Origin of the sequence: Mesorhizobium sp. BH1-1-5, assembly GCF_020165615.1 — a bacterium.
Lineage (GTDB): Bacteria > Pseudomonadota > Alphaproteobacteria > Rhizobiales > Rhizobiaceae > Mesorhizobium.
Genome location: NZ_JAIUIM010000031.1, coordinates 66,603 through 81,597, shown reverse-complemented (window position 1 = coordinate 81,597; position 14,995 = coordinate 66,603). Strand labels below are relative to the sequence as shown.

The window sequence follows — 14,995 nt, the reverse complement described above, 5'->3', positions numbered from 1 at the left end:
CCCCCCCCCCCCCCCCCCCCGCTTCAACGACAGACGCGAGATCCTGCCATTCGTTAACCGCCGGAGGAATTTCCGGTGGCTTACGCGATCGCATAATAGAAGCATCCTTGTGCGCCGGCGCGAGCGCTATATTATCGCGCCCTAACCTGTGCCGACTTCGGAAGGATCGACACTTGGAGCATGCCCCGCCTGCCGCCCCCGCAGTGCGCGAGACATTGGAGCGACTGCTTGCCAGCGAAACGTTCGGACGCTCCGAACGTGCGCGCAGGCTTTTACGCTATCTCGTCGAACGCGAGCAGGCTGGCGAGGCGGACAGGCTGAAGGGCGTTTCCATCGCCATGGACGTCTTCGGCAAGGACGGCGATTTCGACGCCTCCACCGATGCCGTGGTCAGGGTCCAGGCCGGTCGCCTGCGCGAGCTCCTGGAGCAGTATTTCGCCAATGAAGGTGTCGCCGAGCCGGTGCGCATCGCGATCCCGCGCGGCGGTTATGTCCCTTCCTATGAGCTGAACGCGATCCGTCTGCCAGGCGGGGCCAGGGCCGCCTCCGGTACCATCGCGCGACCCGACGCATCGGCCGATGCCGCTCCGGCTTCGGCTGAATATCTCGATGGCCCGACGCCCGGCGAGCCTGCGGCGCTGATGGCGCCGATGGCGCCTTCGCGGTCGCTCACATGGCAGCTACGCTTCTTCTGGGCTGCTATGGTCCTGGTCATTGCCATGCTCGGTGTGCTCATCGTGCGTCAAAGCAATGCCTTCCTCAACGGCGGCGACACGACCGCGACGGTTGAAACGGCGCGCCTAGCCGGCGCCGCCGCCCAGCCGGCATTCGACTCCCTGCCGCTGATCTACATTGCGGTGAAAGCCGATGGAGCGGAGGCGACGCGCGTCGCGTCGTCGCTGCGCGCCGGGCTCGCGGGTTTCGACACCATCGATTTCATCGGACGCGACGCGGATTCGACGCGCGATCAATCCGCCGATCCGATCAGTTTCGTTTTCGAAATTGTTCCCGGGCCCGCTGCCGGCGACGTCACGGTCGAATTGCAGAGCGTCGCGACCGGGCGGGTTCTCCTGTCGCGCAACCTGACATCGGCCGAAAGCGCCCCCGGTGCGGTTGAAAGCAACATCGCCAGCCTTCTCACCTCGACCGTTCCCGCTTCGGGCGCGATCTACAGCTACATCGACCAGAGCGACATCCGGACCAGCCAGATCGGATGCCTGGTGCTCGACGACCGCTATTATCTCGACATGAGCGCCCAGACGCACGAGATTGCCTATCGCTGCCTGGAGAAGCTTGTCGGCGAAGGCACCAAATCGTCGCTTGTCTACGCGGAGTTGGCCTCGCTTCACGTGGAGGCCGTCAACTCCCACTATGCCTATCCGCCGGAAGCGACGCTCGAAAAGGCCATGTCGCTTGCGCACCGCGCCGTCCAGATGGGGCCGACGAGCCCGCACGCGCATCGCGCCTTAGGCTATCTCAACTCTCGCCTCGGCAACACGGACGAGGCCATCCGGTTGATGCGAAAGGCCTACGAGCTCAACCCGTATGATCTCGGCATGGCCGCCGCCTATGGCTACGGGCTCATCTTCGCCGGCAAATATGATGAGGGAACGCCGATCCTGGGCCACGCGGTGGAAGCCTTCAGCGGCCATCCGACCTGGTGGGATTATGGCCTGTTCGTCGGAGCCTTCATGCAGGGCGATATGAAGAAGGCCGCGATCGCCAGCGAGTCGCTGCGCACGACGACATCGAAGTCGCATTACCTCGCCGCGCGCCTGATCGGCGCCAGGATTTCGGGCCGCGACAAGCTGGCGGGCGAGATTGCCAACGAGCTCACCGCCGAATTCCCGAACTTCGCCGCCAACCCGCGCGCGACATTCGTCGATCGCAAATACCCCGGCGATCTCACCGATCGGCTGGTGCAGTCCTTGCGGGCCGCCGGGATCGGCAACCCGAGCTAAACACAGTTTCCGCTTTCGTTTGGGCCACCCGATCGCTGCAGCGCGCAAAATATGACGCTGCGATCCGGCAAATATGCGAATATTGGGACATGGTTGCGCGCCGGGCGCCCGACGGGGCGCTGCGGTCGCAAAGATTTTACTGGCCATCGGTCTGGTTCGGGAGCAATTCAGCCACAATTTGCGATTGTTGCCCGTCTTGCTCACTCCACCATTTTTCATGCTTCCATTCCCTTATGCCGTCGAAGGCGGCGCTGGCCCGAAGACGATCGTCTTTCTGCACGGCTTCGGGGCTTGCCGTGAGATCTGGCGTGACGTCGTGGCATCGCTGGCGGCGGAAGCGAGAATGCTTGCCTACGATCTGCCGGGCCATGGACAATCACTGGAATGCGAAGGCATGGGCGGCGCCAAGCCGGCCGCGCGGGCCATCCTGGCCGATCTAGCCGCGCGCCAGTTGGGCAAGGTTCATCTCGTCGGTCACTCCATGGGCGGCGCGATCGCGACATTGATGGCGCTTGCCGACCCCGACAGGATTGCCTCGCTCACTCTGTTGGCGCCCGGCGGCTTCGGCCCGGAAATCAACGCAGCCTTGCTGCGCCGCTACGCCGCCGCGGCCGGCAGGAAACAGATCCGCGCCAGCCTTGCGGCCATGTCGGGTCCGCGCAGCGGGCCGCCCGATCACGTGGTGGATGCACTGTGCCGGATGCGCAAACAGCCGGGCCAGTTGCAGACCCTGATCGACATGGCGGCCGCGATGACGAGGGACGACCGGCAAGGCGTCATCCCCCGCGCGCAGCTGGACACGCTCGGCATGCGGGTGATGGTTGCCTGGGGAACGGAGGATCCGCTGCTGCCGGTCGAGCAGGCCGAGGCGCTGCCGTCGCATTTCCATCTGCACCATGTTCTCGGCGCGGGTCATATGCTGGTCGAGGAAGCTCCGGACCTTGTTGCCGAGGTCGTGCGTCGCAACACGCGACGGCGCGGCAGGCGGTTGCGTCCGCCGCTGGGCGCGGCGGCGAGCTGATCTCTCCGGACCGCCCCCGAAGAATATCCGTAACCCTCTTCCGCCGGACCGCGGCAATCGCATGGGCCGTCGTCGGCAGTGCATTTTGCCGGCGATTGTGTTAACTCGCTGTTAACCAACAGCGAGGCAGCCGCCATGAAGGATGCAGGCGACAAAATCACCCCGATCGAGCCGTCGCGGAAGCTCGCCGACGCGGTACGCGACGTCAAGAACGCCTTCGCCGACCGCGACGATGTGATTGTGGAGATGCGCGACGCGCACCGCATGCGGCTCGATCTCCTGGCAACCGAGCTTGCCCCGGTCTTTGCCGATGTCCCGGCCGACATGGACAGCTTCGACTTCGCCGTCTCGTCCGGCCTGCAGCCGCGGCTATGGATCGACGCGGTGAGCCATGTCGCCATGGGACGCGACCGCCGCACCTACCGCTTCCTCAAGGATACGCGCGTCGGCCGTGTGGTGCTGGCCGAATCGACCGAGATGAAAGCCGCCGCCGATGCGGTGACGCGCTATGTGGCGGAACGTGTCGTCGAGCGGCAGCGCATGATGGAAGGGAGCATGGAGAGCGCCGTTCCCGGCCTGCATCGCCCCGTTGTCCGGGAAGCGGAGCCGCCCATCCAATCCGAAATCCGACGCAGCAACGGCTGGACGACCTTCTTCGCCGGCCTCGGCCTGATCGCCGCCGGCGCCCTTGTCGGCCTGGCGGTTTCGCTGGCGATGTTCTGGGACCGCATCGCGCATATGAAGATCAGCTTCTGACGAGTTCACGGTCCTTCACGGCCGGCACCTCGATATCCGTGACCTGCAGGTCCGATGGCGGCAGCGCCGGCCCGGTCAGGCCGCGCCGCGTCAAGCGCGCGCGCCAAGCGCCCTTTTCGCCGTCGATCTCGAACAGATTGTACTGGGCGGCCGGATGCTTGCCGCCCGGCGCCTGGCCCGCGGCGGCAACCCCGACGACGGGCACCTTGGCGCCACGTGCTCCGATGGTGAACAAGGACGGCAGATGCGAATGGCCGTGCAGGACCAGCTCCGCGCCATGACGGCGAATCACCTTGTGGAAACGGGCGATGCCGAACAGCCGCTTATGCTGCGTGACGGCGCCGCGCACCGGCGGGTGGTGGATCATGATGGCGCGGAACAGCCCTTTTTTCGCCGCGTCGTCGAGAACCTTGCCGAGCCGCTCGGCCTGCCCCTCCATGAAGAAGCCGTTGGCCATGAAGGGCGCGGTGGCGCGCGCCGTGGTGACGCCGATCAGCGCGACATTGCCGCGCACGCGCAGATACGGAAAGGAATTGCGGTCGACCGGACTGTTGACGCCGTCGCCCGTCATCCACGGAGCCCATGCCCGGCAAACCTTGTCGAAGGCGCCCGGCACATAGGCATCGTGATTGCCGGGGACCACGGAAACGTCGTGCGGCGATCCAAGCGTCTCCAGCCAGTGCTTGGCCATCTCGATCTCGCCGTCGAGCGCCAGATTGACGAGGTCTCCCGTGACGGCGAGATGGTCCGGCGCGTTCGCCTTGATGTCGGCGACAATGGTGTCGATCACTGCGTCATGCATATGGCGGCGTCGGTTGCGCTGCCAGTTGACGTAGCCCAGCACGCGCTTGGACGCGAGGTCGCGATAGGTTACATCGGGCAGCGGTCCCAGATGAGCGTCGGAAATATGCGCAAGCCTGAACATTCCTCCTTCTTAAGCGACGCAAGCCTGGCTTTCCACTCACCCTTTGCTGTTCGTTCGGCGATGGTCGGATGAGTGGCGCGGCCGATCCCGAGGAAGCGTTCCGTCAGACCGGCTGGCCGGGCCTGCGGGCAAGGCTGTTCCATCTTTTCTTCCTGCTGCGCCGTCCGATGACGCTCGGCGTGCGCGGCCTGATCTATGACCGCCCCTCCAATTCCGTCTTCCTGATCCGCCACACCTATGTCCCCGGCTGGCAGTTGCCGGGCGGCGGCGTCGAAGCCGGCGAGACGCTCGAAGAAGCGCTGGCGCGCGAGCTTGCCGAGGAAGGCAACATCGCGCTGACCGCCCCGCCGGTGCTGAAGTCGATGCATTTCAACCGCCGCTCCAGCAGACGCGACCATGTCGGCTTCTACTTGATTGAAGCCTTCAGCCAGACGGCGCCGAAATTGCCGGACCATGAGATCGCCGAAGCCGGCTTCTTCCCGCTCGATCGCTTGCCGGAAGATGCGACCTCGGCGACGAGGCGAAGAATCGAAGAAATATTTAGCGGAGAACGTGTATCGCCCTATTGGTGATTTCAAGAAGACGTGATCTTCTTCAGGGGATCAATAACGCAATCGCGTTTATAGATCGCTGGAGGCGTCTGCATGGCAGCGGAAACCACCAAGCCAGCCAATGTATGGCCCTGCGTTGCCATTTACATTGTGACCACAATGATATTGACGGCAATATGGGCGACGGTTGGTTATATTGCTCCTGATTTGGTCGAAAAGGCGAACACGGCAGCCAGCTTCGTGATGATTTTCGCATCCACGCTTGCCGCATATTCGGTCTTCATAAGGCGCAACGGCAGGCTTTTTGACCGGAGCGAGTATTGGAAGGTGGTCTTTCTTTCAACGGTGGCCACCGTGCTGTTTTCAGCAGTCATGATGTTGTTTTCAATTGCGGCAGGAGCCGCACCGGGAAGCGCAAGCGACGTTCCCGCCAAGATTTGGATCATTCTGCTGATTATCGGTACGATTTTCGGACTTTGCGTCAACGCTATCGGCTTTTCCAGCCGGTTCGGCAAAACTCTTTTGAAGGCCCACAGCAAGAGGCAGGCTCAACTCGACACCGAGCCTTTCCGATAGGCTTTCATCGCCAGGCAGCTTCATGCTGCCTTCCTGAACCTGCCCCGATCATGCGATGCCGCGTAATCAAGCTCCGGCCCCACCGGAACGATTCCCGTTGGATTGATCGATCTGTGGCTGCCGTAATAGTGCGCCTTGATGTGATGCAGGTTGACCGTGCCCGAGACGCCGGGCACCTGATAGAGATCGCGCAGATAGTTGGACAGATTCGGATAGTCGGCGATGCGGCGCAAATTGCATTTGAAGTGGCCGACATAGACCGGATCGAAACGAACCAGCGTCGTGAACAACCGCCAGTCGGCCTCGGTGATGTGCTCGCCGGTCAGATAGCGCTGCTTCGAAAGCCGCTCCTCGATCGTATCGAGCGCTAAGAACAATTCGCCGAACGCTTCCTCATAGGCTTTCTGCGCGGTGGCGAAGCCGGCGCGATAGACGCCGTTGTTGATCGCCGGATAGACCAGCGCGTTGATCCTGTCGATCTGTGCGCGCAGCGCCGCCGGGTAGAAGTCGAGACCCGCCTCGCCCCATTCGTCGAAGGCGGAATTGAGCATGCGGATGATCTCGGAGGATTCGTTGTTGACGATCGTCTCTTGCCTTTTGTCCCACAGCACCGGCACGGTCACGCGGCCTGAGTAGGCCGGATCGGCCTTGGCATAGATCTGGTGCAGGAAATCGAGGCCGTAGAGCGTGTCCCCGGTGGCGCCGTCCTCGGCTTTGAAGGTCCAGCCGTTTTCGCCCATGAAGTGGTGCACCACGGACACGGAGATGATGCCTTCCAGCTTCTTCAGGGCGCGGAAGATCAGCGTGCGATGTGCCCATGGGCAGGCGAGCGACACATAGAGGTGATAGCGGCCGGGTTCCGCCTTGAAGCCTCGCGTGCGGCCTTCCGCCGGCCTGCCGTCGCGCGTGATCCAGTCACGCCATTGCGACTCCGTTCGCACGAACCGGCCGCCGCTGTCGGTATTGGGCGCGCGATCCTGCCATCTGCCTTCAATCAACAATCCCATGCGGAAATCTCCCTGCGGTTCGAATTTATCTAGGCCCATGATCGGCTTGGCGAAGCCCCCCAGGCGCTGAACAGTTCGTCAAATGACGAACCGGTCCAGAGACGGACAAGTTCCCCGTGCGACGCAAAGAAAGCCGGAAAGCACCGATTGCGGCGGCACAAAATTGGTGCTAGCGGAAGCGCCCATGTTCGACTTTGCCTCTATCCGGTTCGACCGACGACGAAAGGGCGCCCGCGCTTAACAAGCGCTGACTGGCGAACGCTGCCGTTTGCAGCAAACCTTCCTCGCATACCGGAACGCAAAGACCATGAGCCTTGCCGACGTGAAATACCTGCCGGAAACCCCGGCGCATGATGCTGAAATCGAAGCCATCAACGACGAGGCCTTCGGCCCCGGCCGTTTCGTGCTTGCCGCCTACAAGATCCGCGAGGCCGGCGGGCATGACCACTCGATGTCCTTTGTCGCCGTCAAGGACGGCACGGTCATCGCTTCGGTGCGCATGACGCGCGTGGCCGCGGGCGCCGGACGCGCCATGATGCTCGGCCCGCTTGCGGTGCGCCCCGCCTACAAGAATCTCGGCATCGGCCGAAAGCTGGTGGCGATCGCGCTGGAGGCAGCCAGGAAGGCCGGCGCGCCCGCCGTCATCCTGGTTGGCGACGAGCCATACTACGGACCGCTCGGCTTCAAGCGCTTTCCGCGCGGGCAGATCACCATGCCGCGCCCGGTCGATCTCGACCGGCTGCTGCATCATGAAATCAAGCCCGGAGCCGTCGCTCGCTTTGCCGGCGATGTCTGTCACACCAATATGGCGAGGGTCGCCGAATTTGCCCCGGCCTTGGCGCGACCTGCCGCCAATGCGCAGCCGTCAGTCGACCCGGCTATTGCGGTTGCGCCACCTTTGCGCGCTTCGTAGCATAATTCGAAACCCTGGGAGGCTTGCATGACCCCGAACGGCCAGATCGCGATCGTCACCGGCGGGGGATCCGGCCTTGGCGAGGCGACGGCGCGCGCGTTGGCGGCCAAGGGCGCCCGCGTCGCCATCCTCGACGTGGGCATCGAGCGCGCGGCGAAAGTCGCGGCCGACATCGGTGGCGTTGCCGTCCAATGCGATGTCAGCAGTGGACAGAGCGCTGCCGCTGCGATCGCCGAAGTGGCTGAAAAGCTTGGACAACCGCGCATCCTCGTCAATTGCGCCGGCATCGCCATCGGCGTGAAGACGATCGGCAAGGACGGACCGCATCCGCTTGACCAGTACCGCAAGGTGGTCGAGATCAACCTCATCGGCACCTTCAACATGATCCGCCTCGTCGCCGACCGGGCGGCGAAGCTCGATCCGCTCGCCGGCGGCGAGCGCGGCGTCATCGTCAACACCGCCTCCGTCGCCGCTTACGACGGCCAGATCGGCCAGGCCGCCTACGCGGCTTCCAAGGGCGGCGTCGTCGGCATGACGCTGCCTGTGGCGCGCGATCTCGCCCGCTCCGGCATTCGCGTCTGCACCATCGCGCCCGGCATCTTCAGGACACCGATGATGGCTGGCATGCCGCAGGAGGTGCAGGATTCGCTCGGCGCTGCCGTGCCTTTCCCGTCGCGGCTCGGCGAGCCGTCGGAATATGCGGCACTTGCCCTCCACATCGTCGAGAACCAGATGCTGAACGGCGAGACCATCCGCCTCGACGGTGCCATCCGCATGGCGCCGAAATAAGCAGGGATGACTGGCTCACCGACAGGCGCCGGTGCTTCCACCGGAAAGACCGGTCCGCTCGCCGGCCTGACGGTGATCGAACTGGCCGGGCTCGGCCCGGTGCCGCTTGCCGCCCTGATGCTGTCCGAGATGGGCGCCGAGGTGCTGCGCGTCGAACGCGCCGACGCCGGCAAGCCGCTTCTAAGCCTGCCGGAAGAATACGATCTCGATCACCACGGCCGTTCCATCCTCAAGCTTGACCTGAAGCGGCCGGCGGGCGCGGAACTGCTGCTGCGGCTTGCGGCAAAGGCCGACCTCCTCATCGAAGGCTTCCGCCCCGGCGTGATGGAGCGGCTCGGCCTCGGGCCGGATGTCGTTCTCCAGCGCAATCCGGCGCTGATCTATGGCCGCCTGACCGGCTTCGGCCAGGACGGGCCGCTGTCCGGCCGGGCCGGGCACGACATCACCTATCTCGCCTACGCGGGCCTCTTGCATGCGGTCGGCAGGCAGGACGCGCCGCCGGTGCCGCCGCTCAATCTCGTCGCGGATCAAGGCGGCGGCGCCATGATGTTGATCGCCGGCGTGCTCGCCGCTCTTTTCCAGCGCTCGCGCAGCGGAAAGGGCCAGGTGGTCGACGCCTCGATGATCGAGGGAGCCTCGATGCTCGCCGCCCCCATCCACGCCTACATGGCGTCGGGTCTCTGGACCGACAGGCGCGGCGAGAACCTGCTCGATTCCGGCGCGCCTTTCTACGATACCTATGAGACGGCGGACGCAAGGCACGTTGCCGTCGGCTGTCTCGAACCGCGCTTCTTTGCCGAATTCGCCAGGCTGTTGCCGCTGGATGCGCATTTCGTCGGCAGCCAGTACGACAAGTCGTCGTGGCCCGCCATGCGCGCCGCCATTGCCGGCCGGATCAAGGCGAAGACGCGCGACGAATGGGCCGGGCATTTCGCCGCGACCGATGCCTGCGTGGCGCCCGTGCTGTCCCTGGTCGAAGCCAGGAGCCACCCGCACAATCGCGCCAGGCAAAGCTTCGTGAAGTCCGGCGGGCTCGACCGCCCGGCGCCGGCGCCGCGTTTCTCGCAAGGCTCACAAGTGCCTGCCGCAATGCCGACTGCGGCCGATCGCCAGCCCGCGGGCATATTGACCCGTTTCGGCTTGGGCGAAGAGGAGATCGCAACCCTTGCAAAGGCGGGTGTACTCGCCCAATAACCGGAGAACGGAAATCAACTTATCTGGGGTGAGCTCGTGACCGAACCGAAAAAGGACGTCATCCGCGAGACCGATGCCGAGGCGATCAGGCTGGCGAAAACCCTGATCCGCGCGGCGCGTTTCGGCGCGCTTGCGGCGATCGAGCCTGGCACCGGCGCGCCGCTGGCAAGCAGGGTCGGCGTCGCCACCGACATCGACGGCACGCCGCTGATCCTGGTCTCGATGCTGTCCGCGCACACCGGTGCGTTGCTCGCCGATCCGCGCTGCTCGCTGCTGCTTGGCGAACCCGGCAAGGGCGACCCGCTGGCGCACCCACGCATCAGCCTGGCATGCCGGGCCCTGCGGCTGGAGCGGGGAGCGGCCGATCAGGTCCGGGCCGAACGGCGCTACCTCAACCGCAATCCGAAGGCGAAGCTCTATGTGGGGCTCGGCGACTTCTCGTTCTTCCGGCTCGAGCCCGAGCGCGCCAGCCTGAACGGCGGCTTCGGCAAGGCCTTTCTTCTCGAGCGCGACGATTTCATCACCGGCGCAGCCCTTGTCGAGGAGTTCGCCCGCGGCGAACAAGCGGCGCTCGATCACATGAATGCCGATCATCGCGACGCGCTTGCCCTTTATGCCCGCCATTTCGGCCATGCCGAGGGCGACGGCTGGATCGCCACCGGCTTCGACCCCGATGGCATGGATCTCGCCGCCCCGGATGCGACCTGCAGGATTTTCTTTCCCCAGCCTCTGCAGAGCGCGCACGACTTGCGTTCGGCGCTTGTCGAGATGGCAAAGGCGGGACGCGTGGCAGAGCAAGAGCGATAGTTGATCGTGCGCCGGCGAAAGCAACGCTTGAGATTTGAACGAAATGATCTACCCTTGTAGTGACGCTGATTCAGCAGCGCCTATCGACATCTGAACATTGCGGAATCAGGCGCCATTGCCCCCTGGCGCTTGGATGAGCCAGGACCCTTGGGGGATCTATGATCTCTAATAAGCTAATCGCCAATGCGGAATCGGCAGCCGCGTTTCTCACTCTCATGGGCAACGAAAAGCGCCTGCTGATCGTGGCCCATCTGATCGACGACGAAATGTCGGTCGGCGCCATCGCCGAGAAGGTGCAACTCAGCCAATCTGCGCTGTCGCAGCATCTTGCCAAGCTGAGGGCGCTCGATCTCGTCGAGACCCGACGCGACCGCCAGATGATCTATTATTCCTGCAGATCCGAAGCGGTGCGCGAATTGCTTCGCATGCTGGAAGGCATTTTCGGCGACGGCGACCTCTCCCAGATGGCCTATCGGTTGCGCCGCGCCGGGGCTTGACCCGCGCTATCCAAAGCCCCTTACCTCGCTGGCAATTTCTGCCGGCGAGATTTGCATGAACCTCATCCCCATCGACGACCCTCGCGACCCGCGCGTCGCCGCCTATCTCGACATCCGCGAGCGCGATCTCGTCGGCCGCCATGGCCGCTTCGTCGCCGAAGGCAAGGTGGTGCTGGACCTGTTGCTGTCGACCGGGCGCTTCGCCGCCGAGTCCGCCCTCGTCCTCGAAAACAGGCTGGCCGGCGTGCAGGAGGTCCTGCGCAAGGCGCCTCCGGATTTTCCTGTCTATGTCGCCGCAGGCGAGGTCATGGACCGGATCGCTGGCTTCCATATGCATCGCGGCATACTGGCGATCGGCATGCGCGGCGATCCGACGCCCGCCGAGATTCTGGTGAAAACCTTGCCCCGGCGCGCGTTGGCCGTCGTCCTGGTCGGCATATCCAATCACGACAATATGGGGGCGATCTTCCGCAATGCCGCGGCCTTCGGCGCGGACGCGGTGCTGCTCGATCAGACTTGTTGCGATCCGCTCTACCGCAAGGCGATCCGTGTTTCGGTCGGCGCGGCGCTGAAGGTCCCCTTCGCTTTCTTCGGCGAGACCGGAGCCTTCACCGCGACGCTCGATCGGCTTGGCTTCAGCCAGTTCGCCCTCTCGCCACGCGGAAATATCGACATCCGCGCCGCGGAGCGCTCGGCCCGCCTGGCGCTTTATCTCGGCACCGAAGGCGAAGGACTGCCGCAAGACCTGCTCGTAAGGCTGCACACTGTGCGGATCGCCATGGCGGAAGGGTTCGACAGCCTGAACGTCGCCGCCGCGTCGGCAATAGCCCTGCATCAATTTTCGAACCGGTAGCCCAAGAGGAGCCCAAATAGCTGCGACGCCGGAGGTGTGGTGAAATTTCGGGTCAGGCCGAGTCGAAAATGGCGGATTCCGAAAACCGGAGCGGAGCGTACTTAAAGTACGTGAGCACCGGAAGCGCAGGAAGCCGCCATTTGCAGGCCGACCTCACCTGAAAGCTCGCCACACCTCAGTTGGCAGAGCCGGCCTTTTGCAGGGCCCTCACGCGGTCGGCAAGGCTGACGCCGCGCCCGTTCTGCTGTCCCTCGCCCGCCAGGGCCTTGGCGATGGGCGAGTCCGGCCCGTCGAGTTTCATCGTCAGATTGACCACCTCGGCCGCCAGCTCGTTCATTTGTTCGCGAAGGCCGGCGCCGGAACGGGCTTCGCCCGCCGGGTCCGGCATTGCCGTTCCCGAGGCGGCAAGATCGGTTTTCAACCGCTTGTTCTCGCGCGCCAGCGCCGTCAGCCTTGCCTCCAGCCGTTCCCGGTCGCCCTCGAGCCTGGCGATTGCCTTGTCGACGTCGTCACTTTTCGCATTCGTGCCGGCAGCCAGCTGCGCGACGCCGTTTGCAGCGCTTTCCTTCGGGCGTTCGCGCATTCGAGCGAGATCCTTCTCGCGCCGGTCGAGCTTTTCCTCGCGGTCGGCAAGCGTGGCAAGCAGCCGCTCGACCTTCTTGTCGAGCTCGGCCGCCCTCTTCTTCTCCGCCTTCAATGCCTCGCGAGCGGCCTTGCTTTCCGACGCGACCTCCTGGTTGCGGCGGTCCGCCTCCTTGCGCTGGCCCTTGAGCAACGCAATGTCGCTGGCGAGCTTTTCCAGTTCCGATTCGCGGGCCACCAGCTCGATCTGGCGGTTCGAGGATGAGAAGCTGGCGTCGTCATACATCTGCTCGAGCTTCTGCAGCTCCAGCGCGCGCTTCTCCAACGCCCGCTCCGTCTGTGCATGCTTGTCCGACAGCCGATGCAGATCCTCCTCGCGCTGCCTGAGCTCCGCATTCTTGGCCTGCAGATCGGAGAGCGCCTGGTTCTTGTCCTTCTTTTCGACCGCGAGCCCCTTCAAGGCCTCGCGCCCGCGACCGATCTCGACGAGCTGTTCGGCCGTCTTCTCCTGCAGGTTCTTGACGGTTATCTCCAGCCGGCGCGTCGTCATGGCATATTCGGCCCGGACGCGGTCCTTGTCCGCCTGGATTTCGGCTTGCGTCAGCGGCAGCGAAGCCTCGAGGCGCCTGCGCGTCAGGATAACGGCCCGCCGCCAGACCGCCGGCGCGACCAGCGACACCAGAAAGACGGCGCAAAGGAAACCGAGTACGAAGAAAAGGACCGACTGGACCAAGGCGTGCTATCCACTTTACGGAGCGGCAATCGCGGGATTGTGCCACCTTGGCATGGCGGAAATTCAACGCCGCGGCAAGAGCTTGCCGCGGCGCGATCAGCACTGTCCGAGCGATTGCAGCGAGCGGAATCCGATCAGAATGGGTTCCAGGTCGGCCTTTCGGTGAGCTTCAGATAGCCGAGATTGACCCCGAGACGGGCGCCGACACCGGTACGGATCGGGACCAGCATCACCCGGTTGGCCTGCAATACGTTGAAACCGACGCCCGCAATGACATAGGCGGAGCCTGCAACGCCGCCGAAGCGGTTGTAGAGACTGCTGATGTCGTCGAGGTTGTAGACCAGCATCATCACCCGCGATCCCTCGCCACCGAAATCCCAGCCGAGCGAGGGACCTTGCCAGAACACCTTATGGTCGCCGGCGTTCTTGGTGTAGAGCGTCCCCTCGCCATAGGTCAGGCCGCCGATCAGCGCGCCGGATCCTTCCTCGCCGAGCAGGTAGCCGTTGGGCAGGCCGTAGGAGGCAAAGATCTTCTCGACGACGGTGGCCAGGCCGCCCGACGTCTCGCCGAAGAATTTATGACCGGAATCGACGATTTCCTGAGCGGTGTACTGCTGAGCCCGCGAAGCCGAGGTCGAAAGGACCAAAGCCCCCAGGAGTGTGATGGTCATGGTGAGGACACGGACGAACGTCCGGTCGTAGTATCGGGAAAACATGCTTCCAATCTCCGTCAGGGAGCACTTTCGCCGACGCCTCGCACCCCTGCGGCTCTTGCCGGCCGTTCAGGGTGGCTATCACGGGCAAACTATGCCGTAATCCTTTTTCAACCATTAAGCTCCCACACGAAGATGGCCGTTCGAAGGCTGCGCTTGCGCCTCGGTGGCGGGTTTCCCCCCGCGAACACACCATTTTCGCCGCCGACAATTTTGGATTTGTTGATGCGCGCTCGGGCCCTGTGTATTCAGAAAGCCTTGGAAAAGAGCGTGATTCGTGTGGGCAGGCGCGAAAACGGTCGCTCGGCCATGAACAAGTGACTTGAAGCAGGGATTTCCACGATGGCCGAGCTTTTCACCCTTTCCGCGCCGGATCTCGCGGCGCTGCTTTGCAGCCGCGTCTGCCACGACATCATTTCGCCGGTGGGCGCAATCAACAACGGCCTCGAGTTGCTCGACGAGGGCGGCGCCGACGAAGACGCCATGAAGCTCATCCGCCAGAGCGCCAGGAACGCATCGGCGCGGCTGCAGTTTGCCCGCATCGCCTTCGGTGCCGCGGGTTCCGCCGGCATGATGATCGACACCGGCGATGCCGAGGCCGTGGCCATCGCCTTCCTGAAGAACGAAAAGCCGGAACTGGTGTGGAACGGCCCCCGGGCGCTCTTGCCCAAGAACAAGGTCAAGCTGCTGCTCAATCTCATTCTCGTCGCCAACGCGGCCATACCGCGCGGCGGCAAGCTGGTGATTACGCTGGAGAATCTCGAAACCGAGCCGCGTTTTTCGCTGTCGGCCGCCGGCCCGATGCTGCGCGTTCCGCCGAAATTCCTCGAACTGCATTCCGGCCACAAGCCGGAAGAGCCGATCGACGCCCATTCCGTCCAGCCTTACTACACGCTGCTTCTGGCGCGTGAGGCCAATATGACGATCTCGATCCACGCGACAGCCGAAGAGATCGTGCTGACGGCTGCATAAGAAAAGCTGAAGTATCTTTAATTGCTAATATTTATGCTGGCGATGCAGATCGAGCAATGCCAGTCGAAATCCATGTAACGGCGCCGCGGGCCAAAACCACGCGATACGCCCGTTTGGAAAAACTTTACCTAACGGCTTTTCGGCT

At 63.9% G+C, this 14,995-nt stretch carries 17 protein-coding genes; 12 read left to right on the top strand and 5 right to left on the bottom strand.

Annotation, left to right across the window (positions count from 1 at the left end; all coding sequences use genetic code 11):
- Positions 1 to 173: 173 nt before the first annotated feature.
- Positions 174 to 1,961, top strand: coding sequence for a tetratricopeptide repeat protein (locus LB572_RS29750; RefSeq protein WP_224670236.1), 1,788 nt, complete (start codon positions 174 to 176; stop codon positions 1,959 to 1,961).
- 136 nt (positions 1,962 to 2,097) lie between these two features.
- On the opposite strand, the gene LB572_RS29745 is transcribed toward LB572_RS29750, so the two are convergent.
- Positions 2,098 to 2,331: a hypothetical protein gene (locus tag LB572_RS29745; RefSeq protein WP_224670246.1), complete on the bottom strand. Its 234-nt coding sequence runs from the start codon at positions 2,329 to 2,331 to the stop codon at positions 2,098 to 2,100.
- Between LB572_RS29745 and LB572_RS29740 the strand changes: the two genes are divergently transcribed.
- Positions 2,227 to 2,982 (top strand): alpha/beta fold hydrolase, encoded by a 756-nt coding sequence (locus LB572_RS29740; RefSeq protein ID WP_224670245.1) that lies wholly within the window; start codon positions 2,227 to 2,229, stop codon positions 2,980 to 2,982. The genes LB572_RS29745 and LB572_RS29740 overlap by 105 nt on opposite strands.
- A 135-nt stretch (positions 2,983 to 3,117) precedes the next feature.
- Complete coding sequence (locus tag LB572_RS29735) at positions 3,118 to 3,738, top strand: hypothetical protein (protein ID WP_224670235.1); 621 nt, start codon at positions 3,118 to 3,120, stop codon at positions 3,736 to 3,738.
- Here LB572_RS29735 and LB572_RS29730 read toward each other — a convergent pair.
- Entirely contained in the window at positions 3,728 to 4,663 is a 936-nt protein-coding gene (locus LB572_RS29730) for a metallophosphoesterase family protein (RefSeq protein WP_140806588.1), read from the bottom strand. The genes LB572_RS29735 and LB572_RS29730 overlap by 11 nt on opposite strands.
- Positions 4,664 to 4,731: 68 nt before the next feature.
- Between LB572_RS29730 and LB572_RS29725 the strand changes: the two genes are divergently transcribed.
- Positions 4,732 to 5,235 carry an NUDIX domain-containing protein gene (locus tag LB572_RS29725; RefSeq protein WP_140806587.1) on the top strand — a complete coding sequence of 168 codons (504 nt, stop codon included), beginning with the start codon at positions 4,732 to 4,734 and terminating at the stop codon, positions 5,233 to 5,235.
- Between the two features lie 72 nt (positions 5,236 to 5,307).
- Positions 5,308 to 5,790: an ABZJ_00895 family protein gene (locus tag LB572_RS29720; RefSeq protein WP_140806586.1), complete on the top strand. Its 483-nt coding sequence runs from the start codon at positions 5,308 to 5,310 to the stop codon at positions 5,788 to 5,790.
- A gap of 20 nt (positions 5,791 to 5,810) precedes the next feature.
- Here the strand turns inward: LB572_RS29720 and LB572_RS29715 are convergent, their stop codons facing one another.
- Entirely contained in the window at positions 5,811 to 6,797 is a 987-nt protein-coding gene (locus LB572_RS29715; RefSeq protein ID WP_224670234.1) for a glutathione S-transferase family protein, read from the bottom strand.
- 307 nt (positions 6,798 to 7,104) lie between these two features.
- On the opposite strand from LB572_RS29715, the gene LB572_RS29710 reads away from it, so the two are divergent.
- From LB572_RS29710 to LB572_RS29685, 6 genes are all read left to right on the top strand, one after another.
- Entirely contained in the window at positions 7,105 to 7,710 is a 606-nt protein-coding gene (locus LB572_RS29710) for a GNAT family N-acetyltransferase (RefSeq protein ID WP_224670233.1), read from the top strand.
- 27 nt (positions 7,711 to 7,737) lie between these two features.
- Entirely contained in the window at positions 7,738 to 8,499 is a 762-nt protein-coding gene (locus LB572_RS29705) for a 3-hydroxyacyl-CoA dehydrogenase (protein ID WP_224670232.1), read from the top strand.
- 6 nt (positions 8,500 to 8,505) lie between these two features.
- A complete protein-coding gene (locus LB572_RS29700) occupies positions 8,506 to 9,693 on the top strand; it encodes a CaiB/BaiF CoA transferase family protein (RefSeq protein WP_224670231.1) in 1,188 nt (395 codons plus the stop codon).
- Between the two features lie 36 nt (positions 9,694 to 9,729).
- Positions 9,730 to 10,500 carry a HugZ family protein gene (locus LB572_RS29695; RefSeq protein WP_140806581.1) on the top strand — a complete coding sequence of 257 codons (771 nt, stop codon included), beginning with the start codon at positions 9,730 to 9,732 and terminating at the stop codon, positions 10,498 to 10,500.
- A 158-nt stretch (positions 10,501 to 10,658) separates the two neighbouring features.
- Complete coding sequence (locus LB572_RS29690) at positions 10,659 to 10,997, top strand: ArsR/SmtB family transcription factor (RefSeq protein ID WP_140806580.1); 339 nt, start codon at positions 10,659 to 10,661, stop codon at positions 10,995 to 10,997.
- Between the two features lie 55 nt (positions 10,998 to 11,052).
- Positions 11,053 to 11,850: a TrmH family RNA methyltransferase gene (locus LB572_RS29685; RefSeq protein ID WP_224670230.1), complete on the top strand. Its 798-nt coding sequence runs from the start codon at positions 11,053 to 11,055 to the stop codon at positions 11,848 to 11,850.
- 175 nt (positions 11,851 to 12,025) lie between these two features.
- Here the strand turns inward: LB572_RS29685 and LB572_RS29680 are convergent, their stop codons facing one another.
- The gene (locus LB572_RS29680; protein WP_224670229.1) at positions 12,026 to 13,165 is read right to left on the bottom strand and encodes a hypothetical protein; all 1,140 of its coding nucleotides are present in this window, start codon (positions 13,163 to 13,165) and stop codon (positions 12,026 to 12,028) included.
- Positions 13,166 to 13,299: 134 nt separating this feature from the next.
- Positions 13,300 to 13,836 carry a DUF1134 domain-containing protein gene (locus LB572_RS29675; RefSeq protein ID WP_224670244.1) on the bottom strand — a complete coding sequence of 179 codons (537 nt, stop codon included), beginning with the start codon at positions 13,834 to 13,836 and terminating at the stop codon, positions 13,300 to 13,302.
- Positions 13,837 to 14,220: 384 nt separating this feature from the next.
- On the opposite strand from LB572_RS29675, the gene chpT reads away from it, so the two are divergent.
- Positions 14,221 to 14,850 (top strand): histidine phosphotransferase ChpT, encoded by a 630-nt coding sequence (chpT, locus tag LB572_RS29670; protein ID WP_224670228.1) that lies wholly within the window; start codon positions 14,221 to 14,223, stop codon positions 14,848 to 14,850.
- The last annotated feature ends 145 nt before the right edge of the window (positions 14,851 to 14,995 follow it).

Bases quoted from the DNA above. Each gene is read 5' to 3' on its own strand.
- LB572_RS29745 (WP_224670246.1), bottom strand. From the start codon at position 2,331: ATGGCCCGGCAGATCGTAGGCAAGCATTCTCGCTTCCGCCGCCAGCGA.
- LB572_RS29735 (WP_224670235.1), top strand. From the start codon at position 3,118: ATGAAGGATGCAGGCGACAAAATCACCCCGATCGAGCCGTCGCGGAAG.
- LB572_RS29730 (WP_140806588.1), bottom strand. From the start codon at position 4,663: ATGTTCAGGCTTGCGCATATTTCCGACGCTCATCTGGGACCGCTGCCC.
- LB572_RS29725 (WP_140806587.1), top strand. From the start codon at position 4,732: ATGAGTGGCGCGGCCGATCCCGAGGAAGCGTTCCGTCAGACCGGCTGG.
- LB572_RS29720 (WP_140806586.1), top strand. From the start codon at position 5,308: ATGGCAGCGGAAACCACCAAGCCAGCCAATGTATGGCCCTGCGTTGCC.
- LB572_RS29715 (WP_224670234.1), bottom strand. From the start codon at position 6,797: ATGGGATTGTTGATTGAAGGCAGATGGCAGGATCGCGCGCCCAATACC.
- LB572_RS29710 (WP_224670233.1), top strand. From the start codon at position 7,105: ATGAGCCTTGCCGACGTGAAATACCTGCCGGAAACCCCGGCGCATGAT.
- LB572_RS29705 (WP_224670232.1), top strand. From the start codon at position 7,738: ATGACCCCGAACGGCCAGATCGCGATCGTCACCGGCGGGGGATCCGGC.
- LB572_RS29700 (WP_224670231.1), top strand. From the start codon at position 8,506: ATGACTGGCTCACCGACAGGCGCCGGTGCTTCCACCGGAAAGACCGGT.
- LB572_RS29690 (WP_140806580.1), top strand. From the start codon at position 10,659: ATGATCTCTAATAAGCTAATCGCCAATGCGGAATCGGCAGCCGCGTTT.
- LB572_RS29685 (WP_224670230.1), top strand. From the start codon at position 11,053: ATGAACCTCATCCCCATCGACGACCCTCGCGACCCGCGCGTCGCCGCC.
- LB572_RS29675 (WP_224670244.1), bottom strand. From the start codon at position 13,836: ATGACCATCACACTCCTGGGGGCTTTGGTCCTTTCGACCTCGGCTTCG.
- chpT (WP_224670228.1), top strand. From the start codon at position 14,221: ATGGCCGAGCTTTTCACCCTTTCCGCGCCGGATCTCGCGGCGCTGCTT.